Consider the following 20822-nt stretch of genomic DNA (forward strand, 5'->3'; position numbering starts at 1 on the left):
ACTAACGGTCGTTGTCGACGGTGTGTCGCAGTACCTAGGTTCATGATCAACGAGCTGGATGTGGCCTAGAAGCCGCTGTTTCCGGCGCCACGGTTGAGCGTGTAGCCGCTGGTGTTGTTGAGCCCGCCGGAAGTGGCTCCGCTGACGGTCACGTAGCTGACCGCTGCGCTGCCGTACGCCGAGATCTCGATGCCGTAGGTGCCGGCGCCGGAGATCGTGACGTGGTCGAGGGTGAGGTTGGTGATGTTCTTCTGCCAGCTCATGAGCAGGCCCTGGTAGGTGCTGTCGAGAATCTCGACGTCCTTCACCAGGACAGGAGTGGTGATGTCCCGGGACTCGGCGTAGATCCACAGGCCGCCCTGGCTGCTGGCCCAGTCGGTGTTCCAGCCACCGGCCCGGGTGATCGTGTTGCGCTGCACCGACGTCGTGCCCGAGAACGGCTGGGCCTCGTGCCACGTGCTGATCGCGATGCCGGTAGCGGTGTAAACCGTGTCGGACAACAGGTTGTCTTCGATCCGGTTGCCGTTGCCGCCGTAGATCGCGGCGGTGTTGGACAGCATCGGCAGCGCGGCCGTGTTGAAGGTGAAGGCGCTGTTCGTGACCGACGAGGTGTGCGACCACATCGCCATCGCGTCGTCGCCGGTGTTGCGGAACACGCTCTGGTCGACGCGGGTGTTGCTGACGGCGTCATTGAGGTTGATGCCGTCGGCGAAGGTGTCGCGGACGCGTACGCCGACGACGTAAAGCCCATCGGCGGCGTTGACCCAGAGCCCGACCTTGGTGTGCTCGGCCCAGACGTTGTGGATCAGCGAACCGGTGCCGAAGCTGCCCCGCATAGCCGCGTCGGTGTTGTCCGCACCGTCGGGTTCCCGGGTGGTGACATCTCCGGCGATGGTGAAGTCGGCGAGCTGAACGTTGCCACCGGTGGCGATGAACCCGCCCTTGCCCGCGCTGCCCCGGATGGTGGTGTGCCACATCCCGGCGCCCCGGATCGTCACGTTGTCGATCGACACCCGAGCCGTCACGTCGAACGTGCCGGCCGGCACCCACACACTCTTGCCCTGCGACTTGGCCGCGCTGATCGCGTTCGTGAACGCCGTCGTGTCGTCGCCCGAACCCGAGGTCGCTCCGTACGCGGTGACGTCGACCGAGTTGGCGGGGGCGGCGTACGCCGGAGCCACGAGCTCCGTGTCGAGCAGGTCGACGGTGATCTGCGTACTGCCGTCGTTCTGAAGCTTCAGCACTGTCCCGACTGGATACGTCGCGGCCAGCAGCGCCCGGGTCTCGTCGAAGAACCGGTGTCCGCCGCCGAGCAAGGGGTCGTTCGGGAACGGGTAGCTGCCATAAACCCAGCTGTACTTCGAGGACAGCGTCAGGTCGGTGATCTTCGTGCCGTTCGCGTACACGGCCAGTGGAGCGGTAATGCCGGTGCCCAAGGCGTTGTCGGGGATCGACGCCCGGACCACGATCGCGTTCGCGTCCTTCGTCAAGGTGAACTGCGTGTACTTGCCCGCGCTGTCGAGGCGTACCGAGCGGCGGCCGGACGACTCCGAGGCGAGTGTGCGGTAGGTGCGGTCGGGTCCGAGGACGACGCCATTGGTGCTGCCGCTTTCGGCTTCGTATTCGGTGTAGGGCGCGGTCGCGCCGCGCGTCGCGAGCGCGGCTCCACCGGCGACCGTGACGTTGTCGAGCTGTACGCCACCAGAGTCGCCGCTGTCGTACTGGTAGCCGATGAGGTTGAGGCCGGCGCGCAGCCCGAGGTTCTGCGACGCGGTGAGCCAGCCCGAACCGGCGGCAAGCGAGATCTGCCCGGCCTTCACCCCGTTCACGTACGCACTCAGCGTCTTCGCCGAACCGGTGCTGTTCGCATACCGGAGGGTGACCGCAGCGGTGGCCGCGCTCGGGAGGTTGACGGTACGGATGACGCGCGCTCCGACGGCGGTGAAGCCGGTGACATATCCGGTCCCGGTGTAGCCGGAGACGCTGGTCGCCGTCGTGACTCCGCCGGAGAAGAAGGCCGACTCGACCTCGTACGCCTGCCCGGACGGCGGCGTAGTCGGGCTGCTGGTCGGGCTCGGGCTGCCGCTCGGGGTCGGGCTCGCCCCGGCGACGGTGATGTTGTCGAGGTTGACGTTGCCGGAGTCGGTCGTGTCGAACTTGTACGCGATCGTGTTCGCGCCTGCGGCCAAGGTCAGCGCCTCGGCGACGGTCCCCCAGGTGTCCCAGTTGGCCAGCGCCGGGTAGGTCGTCTGGCGAACCTTCGCTCCGTTGACGTAGATCGACAACGTCATCGCGCCACCGGTTCCGTTGGCGTACCGGGCGGTGACGGTGGCGGAGCCCGCATTGGCGATGTTCACCGCGAAGGTCGTGGCCGCGGTGCCCTTGTTGCCATCCGTGTACCCGCCGACGAATCCAGAGCCGGTATATCCACTGTGGTCGGTCGCGATCGCCGTTCCCCCGGACAATGTCGCCGACTCGGCTTCATACTGTCCGGCGGGTGCGGCCGGGACGTCGGTGACGGTCAGGCTGTCGAGGTTGACGTTGCCCGAGTCGGCTGAGTCGAACTTGTAGCGAATGCTGCTGGAACCGGCCGGCAGGGTGACCGTGTCGGTACGCGTCGCCCAGGTGTCCCAGTTCGTCGTGGCGGGCAACGAGATCTGCCCGGTCTTGACGTTGTTGACGTAGAGGGACAGCGTCATGGTGGCGCTGGTGCCGTTGGCGTACCGGAGCGCGAGCTGATAACCGCCCGCAGTCACCGCGTTCACGGTGAAGGTCGTGGCCGCGTTGCCCTTGTTGGCGTCGGTGTACCCGCCGACGAATCCGGAGCCGGTATATCCACTATGGTCGGTCGCCACGACCGCGCCGCCGGAGAGCGCGGCCGACTCGGCCTGATAGGTGGTGGAGCCGGCGCTCGCGGCGCTGGCGGCGAGGATGCCCGCCGCGGTCAGAGCGGCCGCCGCAAACGCCGCGAAGAGCGCGGGACGGTGCAGCTTCATCGCTGTGCTCCCTTCGGAAGGGGTGGGTGTGGTCCCCCGTGGGCGTCATCGGCCGGCCCGACCGGGCTGGCCCGGACCGGCTGATGACGTTCGGTTCGTGCCGTCAGCCCTTGAGGGCTCCGGCGGACAGTCCGTTGAGGATGCTGCGCTGGAAGATCATGAAGATGATCACCATCGGGATGCTGGCGATGGCGAGTCCCGCGAACATCTCGTTCTGCGTCACGTATCCGGTGAAGGCCAGCCGGCTCAGCGCCACGCTGAACGTCTGCGCCTGCGGGTCCTGCAGCACGAGCAGCGGCCATAGGAAGTCTTTCCAGGAGCCGATGATCGCGAAGATCGAGACGACGGCGAGGACCGGCCGCGACAGCGGCAGTACGACGTTCCACAACATACGGAACCGGCCCGCTCCGTCGATGCTCGCCGCGTCCAGCAAATCGTCGGGGATCTGGTCGAAGAACCGTTTCAGGACGTAGATGTTGAAGGCGTTGGCCGCTCCGGGCAGCCACAGCGCCCACGGTGTGTTCAGCAGGTTCACGCCGATCACGGGCACGTCGGAGACGGTCAGGTAGGATGGTACGAGCAGCGCCGCGGCGGGCAGCATCAGGCTCGCCAGCATGCCGCCGAGCACCACGCCGCCGAACACCGGCCGCAGTTTGGACAGGGCGTACGCCGCCGCGACGTCCACGATGATCTGAATCAGCCAGCCGCCGACCGCGTAGTACGCCGTGTTGAGCAGGAAGTGGCCGATGTCGAGCTTCTGCCAGGCGTCGGCGAAGGTCTCCGGATGCCAGCTGTGCGGGAACAGGGTCGGCACCGGCTGGGCCAGCTCGACCGGAGACTTCACCGCCCCGGTGATCATCCAGTAGAGCGGGAAGAAGAAGACGGCGACGAACAGGATCGCCATGACCGCCAGCACGATCCGGTAGATCACCCGCCCGCGGCCACGGTTGAGGTCGGCGTCGGAGACGAGGGTTCGGGTCGAAGAACTCATGTCAGTCGGCCTTCCGGGTCAGCCGCAGGTACAGCGCCGAGAACGCGGCCAGCACGACGAACAGCAGTACGCTCATTGCCGCTGCCAGGCCGAAGTCGTTGTTGACCGTGAACGCGTACCGGTAGATCAGGATCATCACGGTGATGGTGTCCGGGCTGGTCGTGCCGGTGAGCTGGTACGGCTCGATGAAGACCTGCATCGTCGCGATGATCTGCAACAGCAGCAGGACCAGCATCAGGAAGCGCATCTGCGGGATGGTGACGTGCCGGATGCGCTGCCACACGCTCGCGCCGTCGAGCTCGGCCGCCTCGTACAGTTCGCCCGGGATGGTCGACAGCCCGGCGAGGTACATGATCGCGGTGCCACCCATGTTCGCCCAGGTCGAGACGAGAACGAGGGAGATCATCGCCATCTTCGGGGACTGCGTCCACTGTGACGTGGGCAGCCCGACGCTCGACAGCAACGAGTTGAACAGGCCCGAGCCGGGGTCGTAGAAATACTTCCACAACAGGACGCTGACGATGGGCGGCAGCATCACCGGCAGGTAGACGGCGAATCGGAAGAACCCCTTTGCATGCCTGAACTCGTTGATCACCAGGGCGAGGACGAACGGGATGGCGTACCCGAAGAGCAGGGCCAGCCCGGTGAACTCGAAGGTGTTCTTCCACGCCGTCAAGAACAGCGGGTCCGACAGCACCGCCCGGTAGTTGTCGAGCCCGACCCAGATCGGGTCGGTGACGAAGTTGTCCTGCTGGAACGACAGGACGATCCCGCGTACCAAGGGGTACCAGGAGAACACCGCGAAGCACAGCAGACCGGCCGTCAGGAAGGCGTACGCCTGGAGGTTGTCGGCGAGCTTGCGGCGCAAGCGGCCCGGCCGCCGGCCCGCGCCCGCCGTTCGCGCGGTGACGCGCCCAGGCCGGGTGGCGGTGATCGTCATCGGGGTGCCTTTCGCCTCGGTTGTGGGCCCCGGGCCGCTGCGCGACCCGGGGCGGTGTCTCACTTGACGGTCGCGAGGATCGTGTTGACCTGCTTCTCCGCGTCGGAGAGGAGCTTGCCGAGGTCGGCGTTGGGATCGGTCAGCACCTTCTGCATCACCGTGTCGAGCGCGGCGTAGATCTCCTGCGCCTTCGGCGGCTCCAGCTTCAGCGGGATGGTCTTGCTGCCGTCGACGAAGGGCTGGAAGTTCTGCGCCGGGATGTTGGCGAACTTGGCCGTCGCGTCGACCCACTTCTGCTCGGACGCACCGGTCCAGATGTTCGGCTGCGGCAGGCCGACCGGCTCGCCCTTGCCCTTGGCCCGCTCGTTGTCCGAGGCGATGCGGTCGGGGTTGACCGTCTTGAAGTTGAGCCAGGTCAGACCGGCGCGGATCTTCTCGGCGCTCAGGCCCGCCTTGAACATGAAGCCGTCGCCGCCGCCCAGGGTGCCCTGGCCGTCCGGGATGGCGGTCAGCCCGTAGTCCTCATACTTGCCCTTGTACTGCTTGACGATGGTGGGGATGTTGTCCGGCGAGCCCACGTACATGCCGAGCTTGCCGGCCGCCATGTTCTGCAGCAGGTCGGCGTACTCGAGCAGCTGGCGCTCGCCCATGGTCTTGTCGACGAACCGCATGTCGTGCAGTTGCTGCAGGACCTGCTTGCCCTTGTCGTTGTTGAAGGCGGCCTTCCACGTGTCGCCGTCCTTCACCGCGACGTCCCCGCCGACGGAGTACAGCTCGGCGGTGAAGTGCCAGCCGCCGGTGTTGGACTTGCTGTAGTCGCCGTAACCGTTGATCCCGCCGCCGAGCGCGGTGATCTTCTTGGCCGCCTCACGCACCTCGGCCCAGGTCTTCGGCGGGTTGTCGGGGTCGAGGCCGGCCTTGGTGAACAGCGTGCGGTTGTAGACCAGGCCGAGCGAGTAGTTCGCCGACGGCAGCCCGTAGACCTTGCCGGCTCCGTCGCTGAATACCTTCATCAGATCCTGATTGACGTCCTTGACGTTCGGGAACTCGCTCAGATACGAGGTGATGTCGGCGACCTGCCGCTTGGCGATCAGCGACTGCGGGTCGGTGAAGTAGACGTAGAAGACGTCCTCAAGCTGACCGCCGGCCAGCTTCGCGGCGAATGTCTTCGGGTCCATGAACCCTTCTTTGGCGTCGATCTTGATGTTCGGGTACTTCGCCTCGAACGCCTTGACGTCTGCCTCGAAGTTGGCCCGGTTGGACGCCTCGGTCGCCGGGGGCATGCCGTTGACGGTGATGGTCACCGGCCCGCCGGTGGCCTCGTCCTTGCTGTCGCCGCACGCGGCCGCGGTCAGCGCGACCCCGGCCACGAGTGCCAGCGCCACCGATCTGCCCAGCAAGCGTCGCTTCATTTGCAGTCCCTTCGTACGCACCTACCCGGGCGCCATGCCCGCCCGACGGCTGCCGTCGATGCCCTGGACACGACGGCTGTCAACTGCGCGTTTCCTGTTTGTCGCCCGCCGGTTACACGGCGATGGCGTAGGCAGAAGAATAGGGACCGCGTCGCTGGGAAGTCCAGAGGTTAGCGCAAAAAACTTCGCACCTGACTGTCATCCGTTTGCACAGCCTTGCATTTTTCAGATGGGTCAATGTGCTGATGCGAGCGTCCGGTCGACCGGGGCCGGCCCGGTCGTCCCCCGGACGATCAGCTCCGGCTCGAACAAGACCTCGTGACCAGCCGCGCCGCCAGGTAGCGGACGGCCGTCGAGCTGCGCCGTCAACGACGAGATCGCGGCGGTCGCCATGGCGCGTACGGGCTGCCGGACGGTGGTGAGCGGCGGATCGGTGACCGCCATGTACGTCGAGTCGTCGAAGCCGACGACGGACACGTCACGCGGCACTTCCAGCCCCAGCCGGCGTACCGCCCGGACGGCGCCCAGCGCGAGTGCGTCGCTGCCGCAGACCAGCGCGGTCACTCCCGCGGTGACCAGGCGCGTCGCGGCCAGCCGCCCTCCTTCGACGCTGAAGACGGTGTGATCCACCCAGCTTCGCCAGCGCCGCTCGCCCCGCGCTTGCCAGAACCGGCCGAAGCCCGCCAGCTTGCGGACCGACGGCACATGGCCACTGGGGCCCAGGATGAGGCCGATGCGCTCGTGCCCCAACCCGGTGAGGTGGACCAGCGCCTGCTCCGCGGCGGCGGCGTCGTCCACGCAGACTTGGGCCACGCCGAGGTTCTCGTCGGCCGCGTTGATCAGGACGACGGGCAGTTTGCGCTCGACGAGCTGACGGCACTGCTCCGGACCGGCGTCGGCATAGCTGCTTCCGACGAAGACGATCCCGCCGACCTGCTGGGCGAGCAGCATCTGGATGTAGTGCGCCTCGGAGACGCCGTCGGCGGTCCGGGTGCACAGCACCGGCACGAGACCCCGCTGAATCAGCGAGACGCCCAGCACTTCGGCGAACGCCGGGAAGATCGGGTTCTGCAGATCGGGCAGCACCAAGCCGATCAGCCGGGCCCGCTCGGCGCGTACCGGCTCGGGCCGGGCGAAGCCGAACACGTCCAGGGCGGTCAGCACGGTGTCCCGGGTCGCCTGCGAGACGCCGGGTTTGCCGTTGAGCACCCGGCTCACGGTCGCCTCGGACACCCCGGCGAACTTCGCCACCGCAGAAAGTCTCGTCGCCACGCCGGTGAGCGTACAACGATCCATGCAAAAAACGACAGAGCTTCTGCAAGACTTCGTAAGTGATCGCTCAACGCCGGACGCGGAACCGCAGATGCGTGACGTGCGGCGAGCCGAGCACCCGCGTGCGTTCCAGCTCGATGTGCTCGGTGCCCAACTGGTCGAACAGCCGGACGCCCGAGCCGAGCAACACGGGCACCAGCTGGATCTGGATCTCGTCGGCGAGCCCGGCGGCGATGGCCTGTTGCGCCGTACGCGCACCGCCCATGACGAGGACGTCCTTGTCCACGGCCGCCGCCCTGGCCTGCCGAAGCGCACTGCCGATGCCGTCGGTGACGAAGGTGAACGCCGCCGACTTCATCTGCTGCTGTTCGCGTACTTCATGAGTGAGCACGAAGGAGGGCACGGGGAACGGGGTGTCCTGCCACAAGCCCACGCCGACGTCGAACGTACGCCGGCCCAGCACAACCGCTCCGGTCACTGCGGACAGCTCCTGTGCCACTCGGGTGTCCACCCCGCTGGGATCGGCGTCGCCCTGGAAGAGCCATTCGTGGAGCCGTTCGCCGCCCTCGCCCATCGGACGTTCGACGGCGACGTCGGGCCCGGCGCTGAAGCCGTCCAGCGACATGCTCAGGCTGACCACGATGCTGCCCGTACTGTTCGTCATACACCGACGGTAGAGCGCCGACCGGTCCAGCGGTAAGGTCCAGTTTCATGCCGATCGAGTGGACCGGTTCGGGGCCGGAGCTCCTGCTGAACGTCGATCGAAATCGACCGGAGCCCCTGCGAGACCAACTCGAACGCGCCCTGCGCGAGAGCATCCGGGCGGGCCGCCTGAGCACCGGCGAGCGACTGCCCTCCTCCCGCGCGCTGGCTCGCGATCTCGGCATCTCCCGTGGGCTGGTGACCGAGTGCTATGCGCAACTGCAAGCCGAGGGTTACCTGGTCACCCAAGGCGGCTCAGCCACTCGGGTGGCCGCGACAGCGCAGGTGTCTTCGGTAGGGCTTCCGCCCAGTCCGCCCACCGAACCCGTCCGGATCGACTTCCGTCCGGGCATACCCGATCTGTCGAGTTTCCCGCGCGAGCAATGGAGCCGCGCCCTGCGCCGGGCCTGCCGGGAAGCACCGAGCGACCTGCTCGGCAGCCTCGACCCCTATGGCGATCCGACGCTACGCGAGGTGCTGGCGGCATACCTGCGGCGAGTTCGAGGGGCCGCCGCCGATCCGGGGCACACCGTCGTCTGCGCCGGGTACGCCCAAGGCCTCCACCTCGTGCTCCGAGCGCTGATGGACGGCGGCGTACGCACAGTTGCCTTCGAAGATCCCGGCGACCCCGATCAACGCGCCATCGCCGAGATGCTGGGACTCGGCGTCGTCGGCGTACCGGTCGACGAGGGCGGCGTCGACGTCGAAGCGCTCGCCGCCACCGACGCGCGTGCCGTCGTGCTGACGCCGACTCACCAATCCCCAACCGGAGTGCTGCTCGCCCCGGATCGCAGGCAGGCACTCATCGCCTGGGCAACCACTCGGAACGCGACCGTCATCGAGGACGACTACGACGCCGAGTTCCGCTACGACCGCGCACCCGTCGGAGCTCTCCAAGGCCTGGCCCCGCACCAAGTGGCGCTCGTCGGCTCGGTCAGCAAGTCCCTGGCACCGGCGCTGCGACTCGGCTGGATTCTCAGCCCACCGCACCTCGCTGCGGCCGTCGCGCACTACAAGCAACTCCTCGATCGCGGCTCCCCGGTCATCGACCAGCTCGCCCTCGCCGACCTGCTGGAAAGCGGCCACTACGACCGGCATCTGCGGCACATGCGGCAGCGCTACGCCGCCCGGCGTACGGCTCTCGTCGAGGCGATGCGACGGTACGCCCCTGACGTCGAACTGAGTGGGCTGGCGGCCGGATTCCACACGGTCGCCCGGCTCCCGACCGGCACCGGCGAAGCCGCCGACCCCGCCGAGCAGGCCGTCATCGCGGCCGGCCGGCAACGGTCCGTGGGACTCTACGGGATGAGCGCGTACCTCTTCGGCAGCCGCCGGGGACCCGCGCAGCTCGTCCTGGGGTTCGGCAACCTCACCCCGGCCGCGATCGCCGAAGGCGTCGAGACCGTCGCCGACCTCCTGCAGCCACGCTGAAGGTGTGTCACACCGGCTGCGTACGATCGTCGGCGTGAGGGAGCACGTCGTGGTGACCGTCGCGTACGACCACGCGGAGCTGCTCGACATCGCCTGTGTGACCACCGCATTCGCCATGGCCGGGCAGTTGGGCGCGCGAACGCCGTATCGGCAGGTGATCGCCACGCCAGGTGGTCGATCCATCGCGTTGCACTCCGGTCTGGCGTTGACCGGCCAGCAGCCGCTCGAACGGCTCACCGGCCCCGTGCATACCCTGATCGTCAGCGGTGGTCTGGGCCATGAACAGGCTGCGGCCGACGCGCGGCTGGTCGGGCACGTCCGGCGGCTGGCCAAGGAGAGCCGCCGGGTGGCCTCGGTGTGCACAGGCGCGCATGTGCTCGCGGCGGCCGGGCTGCTCGACGGGAAGCGAGCAACCACGCATTGGGGGTTCGCCGCACAGCTGGCCGCGCGATATCCGCAGGTCACGGTCGATCCGGCCCCGATCTACATCCGCGACGGCGGGGTCTGCACGGCCGCCGGGGTGACCAGCGCGCTCGACATGACGCTCGCGTTCATCGAGGAAGATCACGGCCCCGAGGTCGCCCGGACCGTCTCGCGCCATCTGGTCACCTATCTCCAGCGCCCCGGCAACCAGGCCCAGATGAGCATCTTCACCGCGCCTCCGCCGCCAGGTGATCATCTGGTACGCCGAATCGCCGATCACGTGGCGTCCAATTTGGATGGTGATCTGTCCAGCGCCGGACTGGCGGCGTACGCGGGCGTCAGCGAACGCCATCTGAACCGTCTGTTCACCGAACACATCGGACAAACACCCGGCCGCTACGTACGGCGGGTTCGGACCGAGGCGGCGGCGAACCTGCTCACCTCCACCGGATTGCCGCTGACCGCCGTCGCCCGCCGCTGCGGCTTCGGATCGTCGGAAACGCTACGGCTGGCGTTCGCCCAGCGCTACGGCGTCTCCCCGGCGCACTTCCGGGCGACGCAGACCACCACTGGCTGACCGACGACGGGTACGCCGCCACGCGTACCAAAATAACGGACATGAACCCGCTGTGACCTCGACGCGGGCCATGGGCTGTCGCCACCCTGGCGATCATGAAGAACCTCGGACATCGCTGGCCGGCGGCAGTGGGCCTGGCCGCCGCCGTCTTCCAGCTCGGCACCGGCGTGCAGCGCGAGACGGTCGCCGTGACCTTGAGCGTCGCGTTGCTTTGTTATCTGGGCGCGGCCGCGCTGGGGCGGCCGTGGGTGGCGTGGGCCGGGATTCTCGGCGGCAGCGTGGTCGTCGTCGTCAGTGAGCTCGCCGGACTTCCCTGGTGGTCGGGTGTCGGGCTCACCGCGCTGATCCTGGTCGCGGTCGGCGTCGTGGGCGGTGTTCCGCGAACCGCACTGACGTGGCAGACGGCCGCGTTCGTGGGGTACGGCGGCCTGGTCTGGGCTGCTCTCGTCCTGTCGCCGCGCCTGGGATTGGCGCTGGCGGGCGTCGCGCTGGCCGCGCACGCCGTCTGGGATGTGATCCATTATCGCCGCAACCAGGTCGTGGCCCGATCGCTCGCGGAGTTCTGCATCGTCCTCGACGTGCCTCTGGGCATCGGCGCGATCGTCCTCGCGATCACGGGCAGCTGAAGCGCACTACCACCAGATCACGGATATCCATGCGATCATGGACCGCTTTGGCATGGATATCCGTGATCTGGCGGTCAAAGAGGCTGTCAGTAGAGCAGGAACGGCTGGCGCTGGCGCTCGAACGCCGCCAGTTCGCCGGACCACGCGCCGACCACGTCGTCCACGTCCGCACCAGCGTCGATCATCGTGCGCAGCCGGGTCGAGCCGGTGAGCTTGTCGACCCAGTACGGGCGGATGGGATCGTACGAGTCGTACCGCCACGCGAACGCGGGATACTTCCGGGCCTCCACGAGCATCGCCACAGCGGTCCGGATCGGGTCGTACGCCGCCCGGTCGACGACCTTGACCTCCACTCCGGCGCAGAGCTGGTTGAGCATCGGCGGATGCTGCCCGGCGACGGTCGGGACGAAGTACGCCTCCCGGAACCGCACTCCGGGCAGGTCGCGGGCGTTGAGCCGGTCGGACCAGTGGTAGTCGAAGTCGGTCGCGAGGCCACCGATGAGCTCGAAGGGACGCGTCGTTCCGCGACCCTCGCTAATGGACGAAACGCCTTCGAACAGGCCGGTCCCCGGGTAGACCAGAGCCGTGTCGGGGGTGGGCATGTTGGGGCTGGGCATTACCCAGGGGAGGTCCAGATCGGCGGCGAACATCGTGCGCTTCCAGTGCCGCAGTTCCACCACTTCGAGGTCGACCGCGCGACCGGCTTCGGTGGGCAGGAACACGGAGTTGAAGTAGCGCGCGAGTTCGCCGACGGTCATGCCGTGCTGCTGGATGATCTCCTTCAGCCCCACGCCCGAGGTGTACGGCGCGGTCATCAGCGGGCCGTATGCCTTGCCGCCGATCGGGTTCGGCCGGTCGAGGACGACATAGCGAAGGCCGAGGCGAGCCGCCGCGACCATCGAGGTGTACATCGTCCAGATGTAGGTGTAGAAGCGTACGCCGACGTCCTGGATGTCGAAGACGAGCGTGTCGACGCCCGCCGCGGTCAGCATCTGCGCCCACTTCGCCTGCGAGGCGCCGTACGCGTCGAACACGGTGATGCCGGTACGCGCGTCGATCCCGGTGCCCTCGCTGCCACCGGCCTGGGCCGAGCCGCGGAACCCGTGCTCGGGCCCGAACGCGGCGAGGTGGTCGACGCGGCCGGATTCGTGGATGAGGTCGACGAGATGGCGGTAGTCGGAGTCGACGCCCGTCGGGTTGGACAGGATGCCGACCTTGTGGCCGGCGAGAGTGGCGAAGTCATCGGCGACGAGGCGGTCAAGCCCGGTGTCGACGCGGCGGGCCGGCGGTGCTGCGACGGCCGGTTCGGCCGCCGTCATCGCCGCGCCCAGGGCGCCTGCGGCACCGGTGGCGAGAAGAGTTCTGCGCTGCAAGGTTCCTCCTACCAGTCGGGCTGCGATCCTGCGAAAGTTACCTACAGCTCACCATCCGGTCAAGAAGCTAATCTTCATCGCGGTCCGGAGCGGTCACCTGCGACCCAAGTACGCCCGCAGGGCATGCGCGTCGTCGGCCACCACAGTGGTCAGCGTGGCCGGCCCGCGAAGGGGGGTGCGGACGGCAGTCGGGCCGAGGACGATCGGCCCGCCCGCCGAGATGCCGGGGTGGACCTGCAGCAGCGACCCGGTCGCCTTGGCCGCGCCGAGCACGGCTGGCCCGGCCCAGCCGTCGGCGTCCGGCCCGACTCGCAGGCACTGGCGCAGCAGCGGGGCTCCGGCGTAGGCGACCGATGTCGACATGGTGAGCGAGCCGGGTGTCTCGGCGTACCGGCCGCAGATCAGCTCGTCTCGCCACAGGAGATCGGCCTCCTCGGCGACGTCGATCGACGCGTACGCGTTGTGCCGGCACCGCGCCGCAGCGACCGTCGGCTCGGGGAGCCACTGGAGCGATCCGCCGGAAGCCACCCGCGCAGTCACCGTGAACTGCGACGGGGCAGCGGCCCGGCCGGGGAGCGCGATCGACGCCGCCACGCTCCGCAGCCGCAACGCCGCGCCCGATCCCACCACCACGTCGAGGCGCAGCTCATCCCCACCGAGCGGCCCGGCCGCCCCGCCGACCAAGTGGACCGTCACGATTCCGTCTTCGTCGTGCGTACGCCGCAGCAACAGGGGGCTATCCCCGCGCAACTCGGTCAGAACCGTGCCGCCGCCGCGCTTGACGGCCTGGGCCGTGACTCGGGCGTACGCCCGCATCAGCGGACGGCCGCGGCCACGAGCCCGCGCACCCAGTCCGCGACCGGAGTCGCCTGCCGGTCAGCGGCGATCGAGAGGAAGACCGTCGGCAGCTCACCACGGCGGGCGCGCGCGTCGCGCTCCATGACGGACAGGTCAGCGCCGACCAGCGGAGCCAGATCGGTCTTGTTGACCACGAGCAAGTCGGCAGTGGTCACTCCGGGACCGCCTTTCCGGGGAACCTTGTCACCACCGGCGACGTCGACGACGAAGATCTGAAAGTCGATGAGGCCCTTGCTGAAGGTGGCCGTCAGATTGTCCCCACCGCTTTCCACCAATAGCAGGTCCAACGGCCCGAGGGCCGCCTCCAGTTCCTCGATGGCGTCGAGGTTGGCGGAGATGTCGTCCCGGATCGCCGTATGCGGACAGCACCCGGTCTCGACCGCCCGGATCCGTTCCGGCGGCAGGACGCCGTTGCGCTTGAGGAAGTCGGCGTCCTCGGTGGTGTAGATGTCATTCGTGACGACGGCCAGGCGGAGCTCACCGCCCAACGCCCGGCACAGCGCGGCGACCAGCGCGGTCTTGCCGGAGCCGACCGGACCGCCGATGCCGATGCGCAGCGCCCGGGCGTCGGCCGGCAGCGGTGCGTGCGGGTCGGCCGACGGATGTGGGTGGCCGTGCGGAACGTCGTCGTGCTCGTGCGGCGAATCAGGACGCAAAGAGACGCACCTCCCAGGTGGCGTGGGTTTCGGCATGGATGTCGGCCAACGGAGCGCTGGCCGACGGCAGGTCGGACGGTGGACCGCCGGCCGCGGCGGCCACCGCGTCCGACGAGATCTCGTCGCAGGCGGTGGCCAGCCGGGCCAGCATGGCCTGGACTTGATAGGGATCGAGGCCGAGAAGGCGGACCGCCGCACTGGCCGGCCCGGTGAGCACGCCGTACGCGGCGACGAGCGCGGTCTGCTCAGCGGTGAGCCCCGCCGCGGCCGCGGTGAGGCCGAGCGCGATCGGCTGATGGCAGCCGTCGGGGTGGTGCGGTACGTCGTCGTAGCGCGCCGACGGCCAGGTGGCACGGCCGGCTCGCAACAAGGCCCGGCCCTGCCGTCGAGACGCCAGGCGGGCCGCCGGTGACGGCGTACGCGCGTCGAGCTCGACATCGAGCACGGCCGGCGAGATTCCCTGGCACGCCGCGGCGGCGAACGCGGCGGCCACCGGACCCGCGGTGGTCAATCGTCCCCGCAGGAACGCCTCGACCTCGGCGAGTCCGGCGACCCGGCCGGCGGCGACCGCGGCCTCCAGTCCACTGGAATGCGCGTGGCCGCCCGCCGGGAAGCGCCCGTCCGCGAGCAGCAGCAGCGTCGTGTCCATCAGAACAGGAAATACCGCTGGGCCATGGGCAGTTCGGTGACCGGCTCCGGGTCGACCACCTCGCCGTCGATCCGGACCGTGAACGTGTCCGGATCCACTTCGATCCGGGGCATCGCGTCGTTGAGCGGCAGATCGGCCTTACCCCGGGAGCGTACGTCGGCGACCGGCGCCAGCCGCCGGCGGACGTCCAACTCCAGTCCCGCATCGATCGCTGCGGGGGCGACGAAGGAGATGCTCGTCGCCGCCGGCACCACGCCGAATGCGCCGAACATCGGCCGGGGCAGGATGGGCTGCGGTGTGGGGATCGAGGCACTCGCGTCGCCCATCTGCGCCCAGGCGATCATCCCGCCCTTGATCACCAGCTGCGGGCGTACGCCGAAGAAGGCCGGGTCCCACAGCACGAGGTCGGCGAGCTTGCCCGGCTCGACCGAGCCGATCTCCTGCTCCAGCCCGTTGGCCATCGCCGCGCAGATGGTGTACTTGGCGACGTACCGGCGGACGCGCAGATTGTCGGCCGCCCCGTCGCCGGGCAGTGCTCCGACGCGCGCCTTCATCACGTGTGCCGTCTGCCACGTACGCAGCACGACCTCCCCGACCCGGCCCATCGCCTGCGAGTCGGATCCGATGATCGAGATCGCGCCCAGGTCGTGCAGCAGATCCTCGGCGGCCATCGTGGACGGCCGGATGCGGCTCTCGGCGAACGCCAGGTCTTCCGGGATCGACGGCGACAAGTGGTGGCAGACCATCAGCATGTCCAGGTGCTCGGCCAGGGTGTTCCGGGTGTACGGCCGGGTTGGATTGGTCGAGGACGGCAGGACGTTGGGCTGCCCGGCGACCGTGATGATGTCTGGAGCGTGACCGCCACCCGCGCCCTCGGTGTGGTACGCGTGAATGGCCCGGCCGCCGATCGCGGCGAGGGTGTCCTGCACGAACCCCGCCTCGTTCAACGTGTCGGTGTGGATGGAGACCTGCACGCCCGACGCGTCGGCGACCCGGAGACAGGCGTCGATGACAGCCGGTGTCGTGCCCCAGTCCTCGTGCAGTTTGAAACCGCCCGCTCCGGCGCGGAGCTGTTCCCACATCGCCTCTTCGGAGACGGTGTTGCCCTTGCCCAGCAACAGGATGTTGACCGGCCAGACGTCCAGCGCCTCGTGCATGCGGGCCAGGTGCCAGGCGTTGGACGTCACCGTCGTGGCCTTGCTGCTCTCCGCCGGGCCGACACCGCCGCCGACCAAGGTGGTCACTCCACTTGCGAGGGCCTCGGCGACGACCTGGGGGCAGATCAGGTGCACGTGCGTGTCCACTGCTCCCGCGGTGAGGATCTTGCCGTTGCCCGCGATGATCTCGGTGGACGGGCCGATCACCAAGCCGGGATGCACACCGTCCATGGTGTCGGGATTGCCTGCCTTGCCGATCGCGACGATGCGGCCGTCGCGTACGCCGACGTCGGCCTTGACGATGCCCCCGTGGTCGACGATGACTGCGCCGGTGATGACCGAGTCCGGCGTTCCCTCCGCACGGGTGGCCCGGGACTGGCCCATCGACTCCCGAATGACCTTTCCGCCGCCGAACACCACCTCATCGCCGCCCGCGCAGTAGTCGGCTTCGACTTCGATGAGCAGGTTGGTGTCGGCCAGCCGGATGCGATCACCGGTCGTGGGTCCGTACAGCGCGGCGTACCGCCGCCGATCGATCAGGCTCACAACGTGCCTCCGCACTCTCCGCGCAGCCCGGGGACGACTCGCAGGCCGGCGAGTGGCACCAGGTCGACCTCCCGGGTCAGACCGGGCTCGAACCGCACCGCAGTGCCGGCCGGCACGGCCAGCCGCATCCCCCACGCCGCTGTGCGATCGAACGCCAGACCGGGGTTCGCCTCGGCGAAGTGATAGTGCGAGCCGACCTGCACCGGCCGATCGGCGGTGTTGGTCACGGTCAGCGTGGTGACCGGGCGATCGGCGTTGATCGGCACCGGCTGCTCGGCGAACAGGATCTCCCCGGGGATCATGCGATGGGGTGGTGCACCGTCACGAGTTTGGTGCCGTCCGGGAACGTCGCCTCCACCTGCACCTCCTTCAGCATCTCGGGGACGCCGTCGAGCACGTCGTCCCGGGTGAGCACCTGCCGCCCGGCCGCCATCAGGTCGACGACGGTCTCGCCGTCTCGGGCGCCTTCCAGCAGGAAGGCGGTGATCACCGCGATGGCCTCGGGATGGTTGAGCCGCAGGCCGCGGTCGCGCCGCCGCCGGGCGACGTCGGCCGCGACGTGGATGAGCAGCCGATCCTGCTCATGCGGGGTCAGAAACACGAGTCGGACTCCAGATCAGACGGTGAAGACGGTGTGGGCGGAGGACGGTTTGTTGATCAGTCCGTTGCGGAGTTGATCAGGGACTGGGGGACGCGACACGCCGGTCGACAACGACCGCTAGTTCATGATCAACGAGATTAAGGAGGGGTCAGACGGTGAGTGCCTGCCGGACGGCGGCCTGCGCCTGCTCGCCGCCGCGGCCTGCCGAGGTGACCCGACCGGCCGCCAGGACGTGATATTCGCGGGCGGCCGCCAGGGCGAAACCGATGTGCTGCTCGACCAGCAGGATCGAGGTGTCACCGCGCGCCGCCACGGCCAGCACGATGCGCTCGATCTCGGCCACCACCGTGGGCTGGATGCCTTCGGTGGGCTCATCCAGCAGCAACATCCGGGGCCGCGTGATCAGCGCACGCGCGATCGCCAGCTGTTGCCGTTGGCCGCCCGACAACAGCCCGGCGCGCCTCGACAGCAGCCCCGTCAGCGCCGGGAAGAGATCGAGCGCTTCCGCCATCGACGCGCGGCCGCCAGGCCGCCCGTCCGCGACCAGGCGGAGGTTCTCGGCCGTGGTCAAGTGCGGGAAGCACTGCTGTCCCTGGGGCACATAGGCCAAGCCCCGGGCGACCCGTTGGTGCGGCGCGAGCCGCGTGATGTCCTCGCCGTCGAGGCGCACACTGCCCTGCCGCGGTCTGAGCAATCCGATGACGGCTCGCAACAAGGTGCTCTTGCCGGCGCCGTTGTGGCCCAGCACAGCCGTCACCGCAGCCGGCGGCACGGCGATCGACAGCCCGTGCAGGACGACGCTACGCCCATAGCCGACATGGAGATCATCGATCTGCAGCATCACGCCTCCCGCCCGGCCGGGCTCGCGGAGTGTCCGAGGTAGACCTCCTGCACCCGCGGGTCCGCCTGCACCTGGGCGACGGTGCCCTCCGAGAGGATCTTCCCGGCGTGCAGCACGGTGACCGTGCGGGCATATCGCCGCAGGAAATCCATGTCGTGCTCGATCACCACGACCGTGCGGTCGGCGCTGACCACGCCGAGCAGCTCCCCGGTGGCGTCGCGTTCGTCCTGGCTCATCCCGGCGACCGGTTCGTCCAGCAGCATCAGCCGGACGTCCTGCACCAGCAGCATGCCGATCTCCAGCCATTGCTTCTGCCCGTGGGCCAAGGTGCCCGCGAGCCGGTCACGCTGACCGGTCAAGCCGATCGTCTCCAATGCCTCGCTCACCGCGGGCGGCACGCCCTTGCGCCGCCGCGCGAGGGTGAACACGCCGCGCCCGGCTCCTGCCGCGATGTCGAGGTTCTGCAGGACCGTCAGCTCCTCGAACACGGTCGCCGTCTGGAACGTTCGGCCCACGCCCAGCCGCGCGATGCGATGCACAGGCCGCCCGAGCAGCTCCTGCTCGCCGAACGTCACCGATCCGGTCGCCCGGGCCAATCCGGTCACCGCGTCGACCAGGGTGGTCTTGCCGGCGCCGTTCGGGCCGATCAGGAATCGGATGTCACCCGGGCCGATGTCCAGGCTCACCCCGTCCACCGCGGCGAAGCCGTCGAAAACCACCCGCAGGTCGCGGATGCGCAAGCCGGCAAGCTGGTCGCTCACGCCGCCACCTCCTCGGCCGCCGCGGGGGCCGGGCTCGGCGGCTTGCCGACGGCCGTGGATTCTTCACTGGTACGCCGAAAGCGGCGCCGGGCCAGCGTGATGAGCGAAGCCAGTCCCCCGGGCAGGAAGGCGACCACGACGATGAACAGCAGTCCCTGCAGATAGGTCCAGGCGGCCGGGAACTGTTCGGACAACGCGGTCTTCGCCCACGCCACCGCGACCGCGCCCAAGACCGGGCCGAGCAGGGTCGCACGCCCGCCCACCGCCACCCCGATGACGAATTCGATCGACGGCACGATTCCGATCAGCGCCGGATTGATGATGCCGACGGCGGGGACGAACAACGCACCGGCCAGGCCGGCCATCCCAGCCGCAACCACGTACGCGACGAGCTTGACGTTCGCCGGGTTGTAGCCGAGGAAGCGGACCCGTTCCTCACTGTCGCGTACCGCGACCAGCAGTTCGCCGTATCGGCTGCGGATCAGCTGACGCGTCAGCAGCAGCAGGGCAAGCAACGTGCCCGCGATGATGAAATACACCATGCGCTGGTTGATCGGATCGTCGAGGTCGTAGCCGAAGAAGCCCTCGAAGTCGGTCAGCCCGTTGGTCCCGCCGGTCGTTCCCTGTTGTCCGATGAGGAAGATCGCCATCGCCGCGGCGAGGGCCTGCGACAAGATCGCGAAGTACGCACCCCGCACGCGGCGGCGAAACACCAGCGAACCGAGCCCGAACGCCACGATCATCGGCAGCAGCACGATGGCCGGCAATGCGAAATACGGGCTGGCGAACGGGCGCCACCAGGCCGGCAGCTCGTCCAGCTGCCCGTACAACTGCATGAAATCCGGCAGCTGGCCGGGTCCGGCGTCGGTGAGCTTGAGATGCATCGCCATCGCGTAGCCGCCGAGGCCGAAGAACACCCCCTGACCCAAGGTGAGCAGGCCGCCGCGGCCCCAGGCCAGGCCGATGCCGACCGCGACCATCGCGATGCACAGATACTTGGCGAGCAGACCGAGCCGGAAGTCGGACAAGGCGGCGGGCGCGACCGCGAACAGCAGCACCGCCCCAGCCGCGAACCCGGCGGAGACGCGCAACGAGGCGCTGGAAAACGTCGATCGGATCATGCCAGGCTCCGGGTGCGGAGAGTGAACAGCCCCTGGGGCCGCCACTGCAGGAAGGCCACGATGGCGATGAAGACGCCGACCTTGGCGACGCTCACCGTCGTGGAGTACTCGATCATCGACTGCAGGACGCCGAGCACGAACGCCACGATCACACTGCCCTTGAGGTGGCCGATGCCGCCGACCACGACGACCAGGAACGCGTCGATGATGATGTTCGTGCCCATGGTCGGGCCGATCGGGCCGAGCAGAGTGAGGGCGACGCCCGCCACTCCGGCCACGCCGGAGCCGATGAAGAAGGTCAGCCGGTCGACCCGGCCGGTCGGAATTCCGGAGACTGCGGCGAGATCGCGGTTCTGAACCACCGCCCGGATCCGCCGGCCGAGCGAGCTGAAGCGCAGTACGCCGGACAGCACGACGACGGCGGCCAGCGCGAGGCCGAGGATGAACAGCCGGTTGGTGGCGAGCACGAGGTCACCGACGATGTGGACGTTGCCGGTCAGCAGGTCGGGCGCCCGCGTCTGGACGTTGGGTGCGCCGAAGACGTCGCGGGCGGCCTGCTGGAGAACCAGCGAGACGCCCCACGTGACCAGCAGTGTGTCGAGCGGACGGGTGTACAGCCGGCGGATGAGGAGGAATTCGAGGATCACCCCGAGTACGCCGGTGACGCCGAACGCCACCGGGAGGGCGACGAGCAACGACAGACCCGCATCGGTGATGCTCTGCTGCAAGACGTAGACGGTGTACGCGCCGGCCATGATGAATTCGCCGTGCGCCATGTTGATGACGTTCATCTGGCCGAAGGTCAGGGACAGTCCGAGCGCGATCAGCAGCAGTACCGCGCCGATGCTGACACCGGTGAACAGCTGGCTGAGGATGACCATGGGAGAGG

The 20822-nt window shown here is 68.7% G+C and carries 20 protein-coding genes; 3 read left to right on the top strand and 17 right to left on the bottom strand.

All coding sequences use genetic code 11. The features are described from left to right. Positions 1–65 precede the first annotated feature (65 nt). The 6 genes from HOV77_RS16150 to HOV77_RS16175 all read right to left on the bottom strand — a co-directional run bounded on the left by HOV77_RS16150 (position 66) and on the right by HOV77_RS16175 (position 8275). A complete protein-coding gene (locus tag HOV77_RS16150) occupies positions 66–2996 on the bottom strand; it encodes a CBM35 domain-containing protein (protein WP_290863053.1) in 2931 nt (976 codons plus the stop codon). A 103-nt stretch (positions 2997–3099) separates the two neighbouring features. Next, positions 3100–3987 carry a carbohydrate ABC transporter permease gene (locus HOV77_RS16155; protein WP_290863055.1) on the bottom strand — a complete coding sequence of 296 codons (888 nt, stop codon included), beginning with the start codon at positions 3985–3987 and terminating at the stop codon, positions 3100–3102. Position 3988: 1 nt separating this feature from the next. Next, entirely contained in the window at positions 3989–4927 is a 939-nt protein-coding gene (locus HOV77_RS16160; protein WP_290863057.1) for a sugar ABC transporter permease, read from the bottom strand. 59 nt (positions 4928–4986) lie between these two features. After that, entirely contained in the window at positions 4987–6339 is a 1353-nt protein-coding gene (locus HOV77_RS16165; protein WP_290863059.1) for an extracellular solute-binding protein, read from the bottom strand. A gap of 234 nt (positions 6340–6573) precedes the next feature. Beyond that, the gene (locus HOV77_RS16170) at positions 6574–7611 is read right to left on the bottom strand and encodes a LacI family DNA-binding transcriptional regulator (protein ID WP_290863061.1); all 1038 of its coding nucleotides are present in this window, start codon (positions 7609–7611) and stop codon (positions 6574–6576) included. Between the two features lie 67 nt (positions 7612–7678). After that, positions 7679–8275 carry a dihydrofolate reductase family protein gene (locus HOV77_RS16175; protein ID WP_290863063.1) on the bottom strand — a complete coding sequence of 199 codons (597 nt, stop codon included), beginning with the start codon at positions 8273–8275 and terminating at the stop codon, positions 7679–7681. Between the two features lie 47 nt (positions 8276–8322). Between HOV77_RS16175 and HOV77_RS16180 the strand changes: the two genes are divergently transcribed. The 3 genes from HOV77_RS16180 to HOV77_RS16190 all read left to right on the top strand — a co-directional run bounded on the left by HOV77_RS16180 (position 8323) and on the right by HOV77_RS16190 (position 11370). Continuing rightward, positions 8323–9744 (top strand): PLP-dependent aminotransferase family protein, encoded by a 1422-nt coding sequence (locus HOV77_RS16180; protein WP_290863065.1) that lies wholly within the window; start codon positions 8323–8325, stop codon positions 9742–9744. A gap of 34 nt (positions 9745–9778) precedes the next feature. Further along, on the top strand, positions 9779–10744 hold the full coding sequence (locus HOV77_RS16185) for a helix-turn-helix domain-containing protein (RefSeq protein ID WP_290863067.1): 966 nt from the start codon (positions 9779–9781) through the stop codon (positions 10742–10744). A gap of 95 nt (positions 10745–10839) precedes the next feature. Beyond that, a complete protein-coding gene (locus HOV77_RS16190; protein WP_290863068.1) occupies positions 10840–11370 on the top strand; it encodes a hypothetical protein in 531 nt (176 codons plus the stop codon). A gap of 86 nt (positions 11371–11456) precedes the next feature. On the opposite strand, the gene HOV77_RS16195 is transcribed toward HOV77_RS16190, so the two are convergent. From HOV77_RS16195 to urtB, 11 genes are all read right to left on the bottom strand, one after another. Continuing rightward, the gene (locus HOV77_RS16195) at positions 11457–12743 is read right to left on the bottom strand and encodes a DUF1343 domain-containing protein (RefSeq protein ID WP_290863069.1); all 1287 of its coding nucleotides are present in this window, start codon (positions 12741–12743) and stop codon (positions 11457–11459) included. A 93-nt stretch (positions 12744–12836) separates the two neighbouring features. Continuing rightward, a complete protein-coding gene (locus tag HOV77_RS16200) occupies positions 12837–13559 on the bottom strand; it encodes an urease accessory protein UreD (protein WP_290863070.1) in 723 nt (240 codons plus the stop codon). Further along, on the bottom strand, positions 13559–14257 hold the full coding sequence (ureG, locus tag HOV77_RS16205; RefSeq protein WP_290863072.1) for an urease accessory protein UreG: 699 nt from the start codon (positions 14255–14257) through the stop codon (positions 13559–13561). The genes HOV77_RS16200 and ureG overlap by 1 nt, the downstream gene beginning before the upstream one ends. Next, complete coding sequence (locus HOV77_RS16210) at positions 14247–14906, bottom strand: urease accessory UreF family protein (RefSeq protein WP_290863074.1); 660 nt, start codon at positions 14904–14906, stop codon at positions 14247–14249. The genes ureG and HOV77_RS16210 overlap by 11 nt, the downstream gene beginning before the upstream one ends. Next, complete coding sequence (locus HOV77_RS16215) at positions 14906–16609, bottom strand: urease subunit alpha (protein WP_290863076.1); 1704 nt, start codon at positions 16607–16609, stop codon at positions 14906–14908. The genes HOV77_RS16210 and HOV77_RS16215 overlap by 1 nt, the downstream gene beginning before the upstream one ends. Next, the gene (locus HOV77_RS16220; RefSeq protein ID WP_290863078.1) at positions 16606–16911 is read right to left on the bottom strand and encodes an urease subunit beta; all 306 of its coding nucleotides are present in this window, start codon (positions 16909–16911) and stop codon (positions 16606–16608) included. The genes HOV77_RS16215 and HOV77_RS16220 overlap by 4 nt, the downstream gene beginning before the upstream one ends. Further along, positions 16908–17210, bottom strand: a complete 303-nt coding sequence (locus HOV77_RS16225) for an urease subunit gamma (RefSeq protein WP_290863080.1) — start codon at positions 17208–17210, stop codon at positions 16908–16910. Before HOV77_RS16225 ends, HOV77_RS16220 begins: the two co-directional genes overlap by 4 nt. A gap of 148 nt (positions 17211–17358) precedes the next feature. Beyond that, the gene (gene urtE, locus HOV77_RS16230; protein ID WP_290863219.1) at positions 17359–18051 is read right to left on the bottom strand and encodes an urea ABC transporter ATP-binding subunit UrtE; all 693 of its coding nucleotides are present in this window, start codon (positions 18049–18051) and stop codon (positions 17359–17361) included. Continuing rightward, positions 18051–18812 carry an urea ABC transporter ATP-binding protein UrtD gene (gene urtD, locus HOV77_RS16235; protein WP_290863082.1) on the bottom strand — a complete coding sequence of 254 codons (762 nt, stop codon included), beginning with the start codon at positions 18810–18812 and terminating at the stop codon, positions 18051–18053. Before urtD ends, urtE begins: the two co-directional genes overlap by 1 nt. After that, a complete protein-coding gene (urtC, locus tag HOV77_RS16240) occupies positions 18809–19933 on the bottom strand; it encodes an urea ABC transporter permease subunit UrtC (protein ID WP_290863084.1) in 1125 nt (374 codons plus the stop codon). The genes urtD and urtC overlap by 4 nt, the downstream gene beginning before the upstream one ends. Next, complete coding sequence (gene urtB, locus HOV77_RS16245; RefSeq protein ID WP_290863086.1) at positions 19930–20814, bottom strand: urea ABC transporter permease subunit UrtB; 885 nt, start codon at positions 20812–20814, stop codon at positions 19930–19932. Before urtB ends, urtC begins: the two co-directional genes overlap by 4 nt. Positions 20815–20822: the final 8 nt, after the last annotated feature.

This window comes from Hamadaea sp. (assembly GCF_013362815.1).
Taxonomy (GTDB): Bacteria; Actinomycetota; Actinomycetes; order Mycobacteriales; family Micromonosporaceae; genus Hamadaea.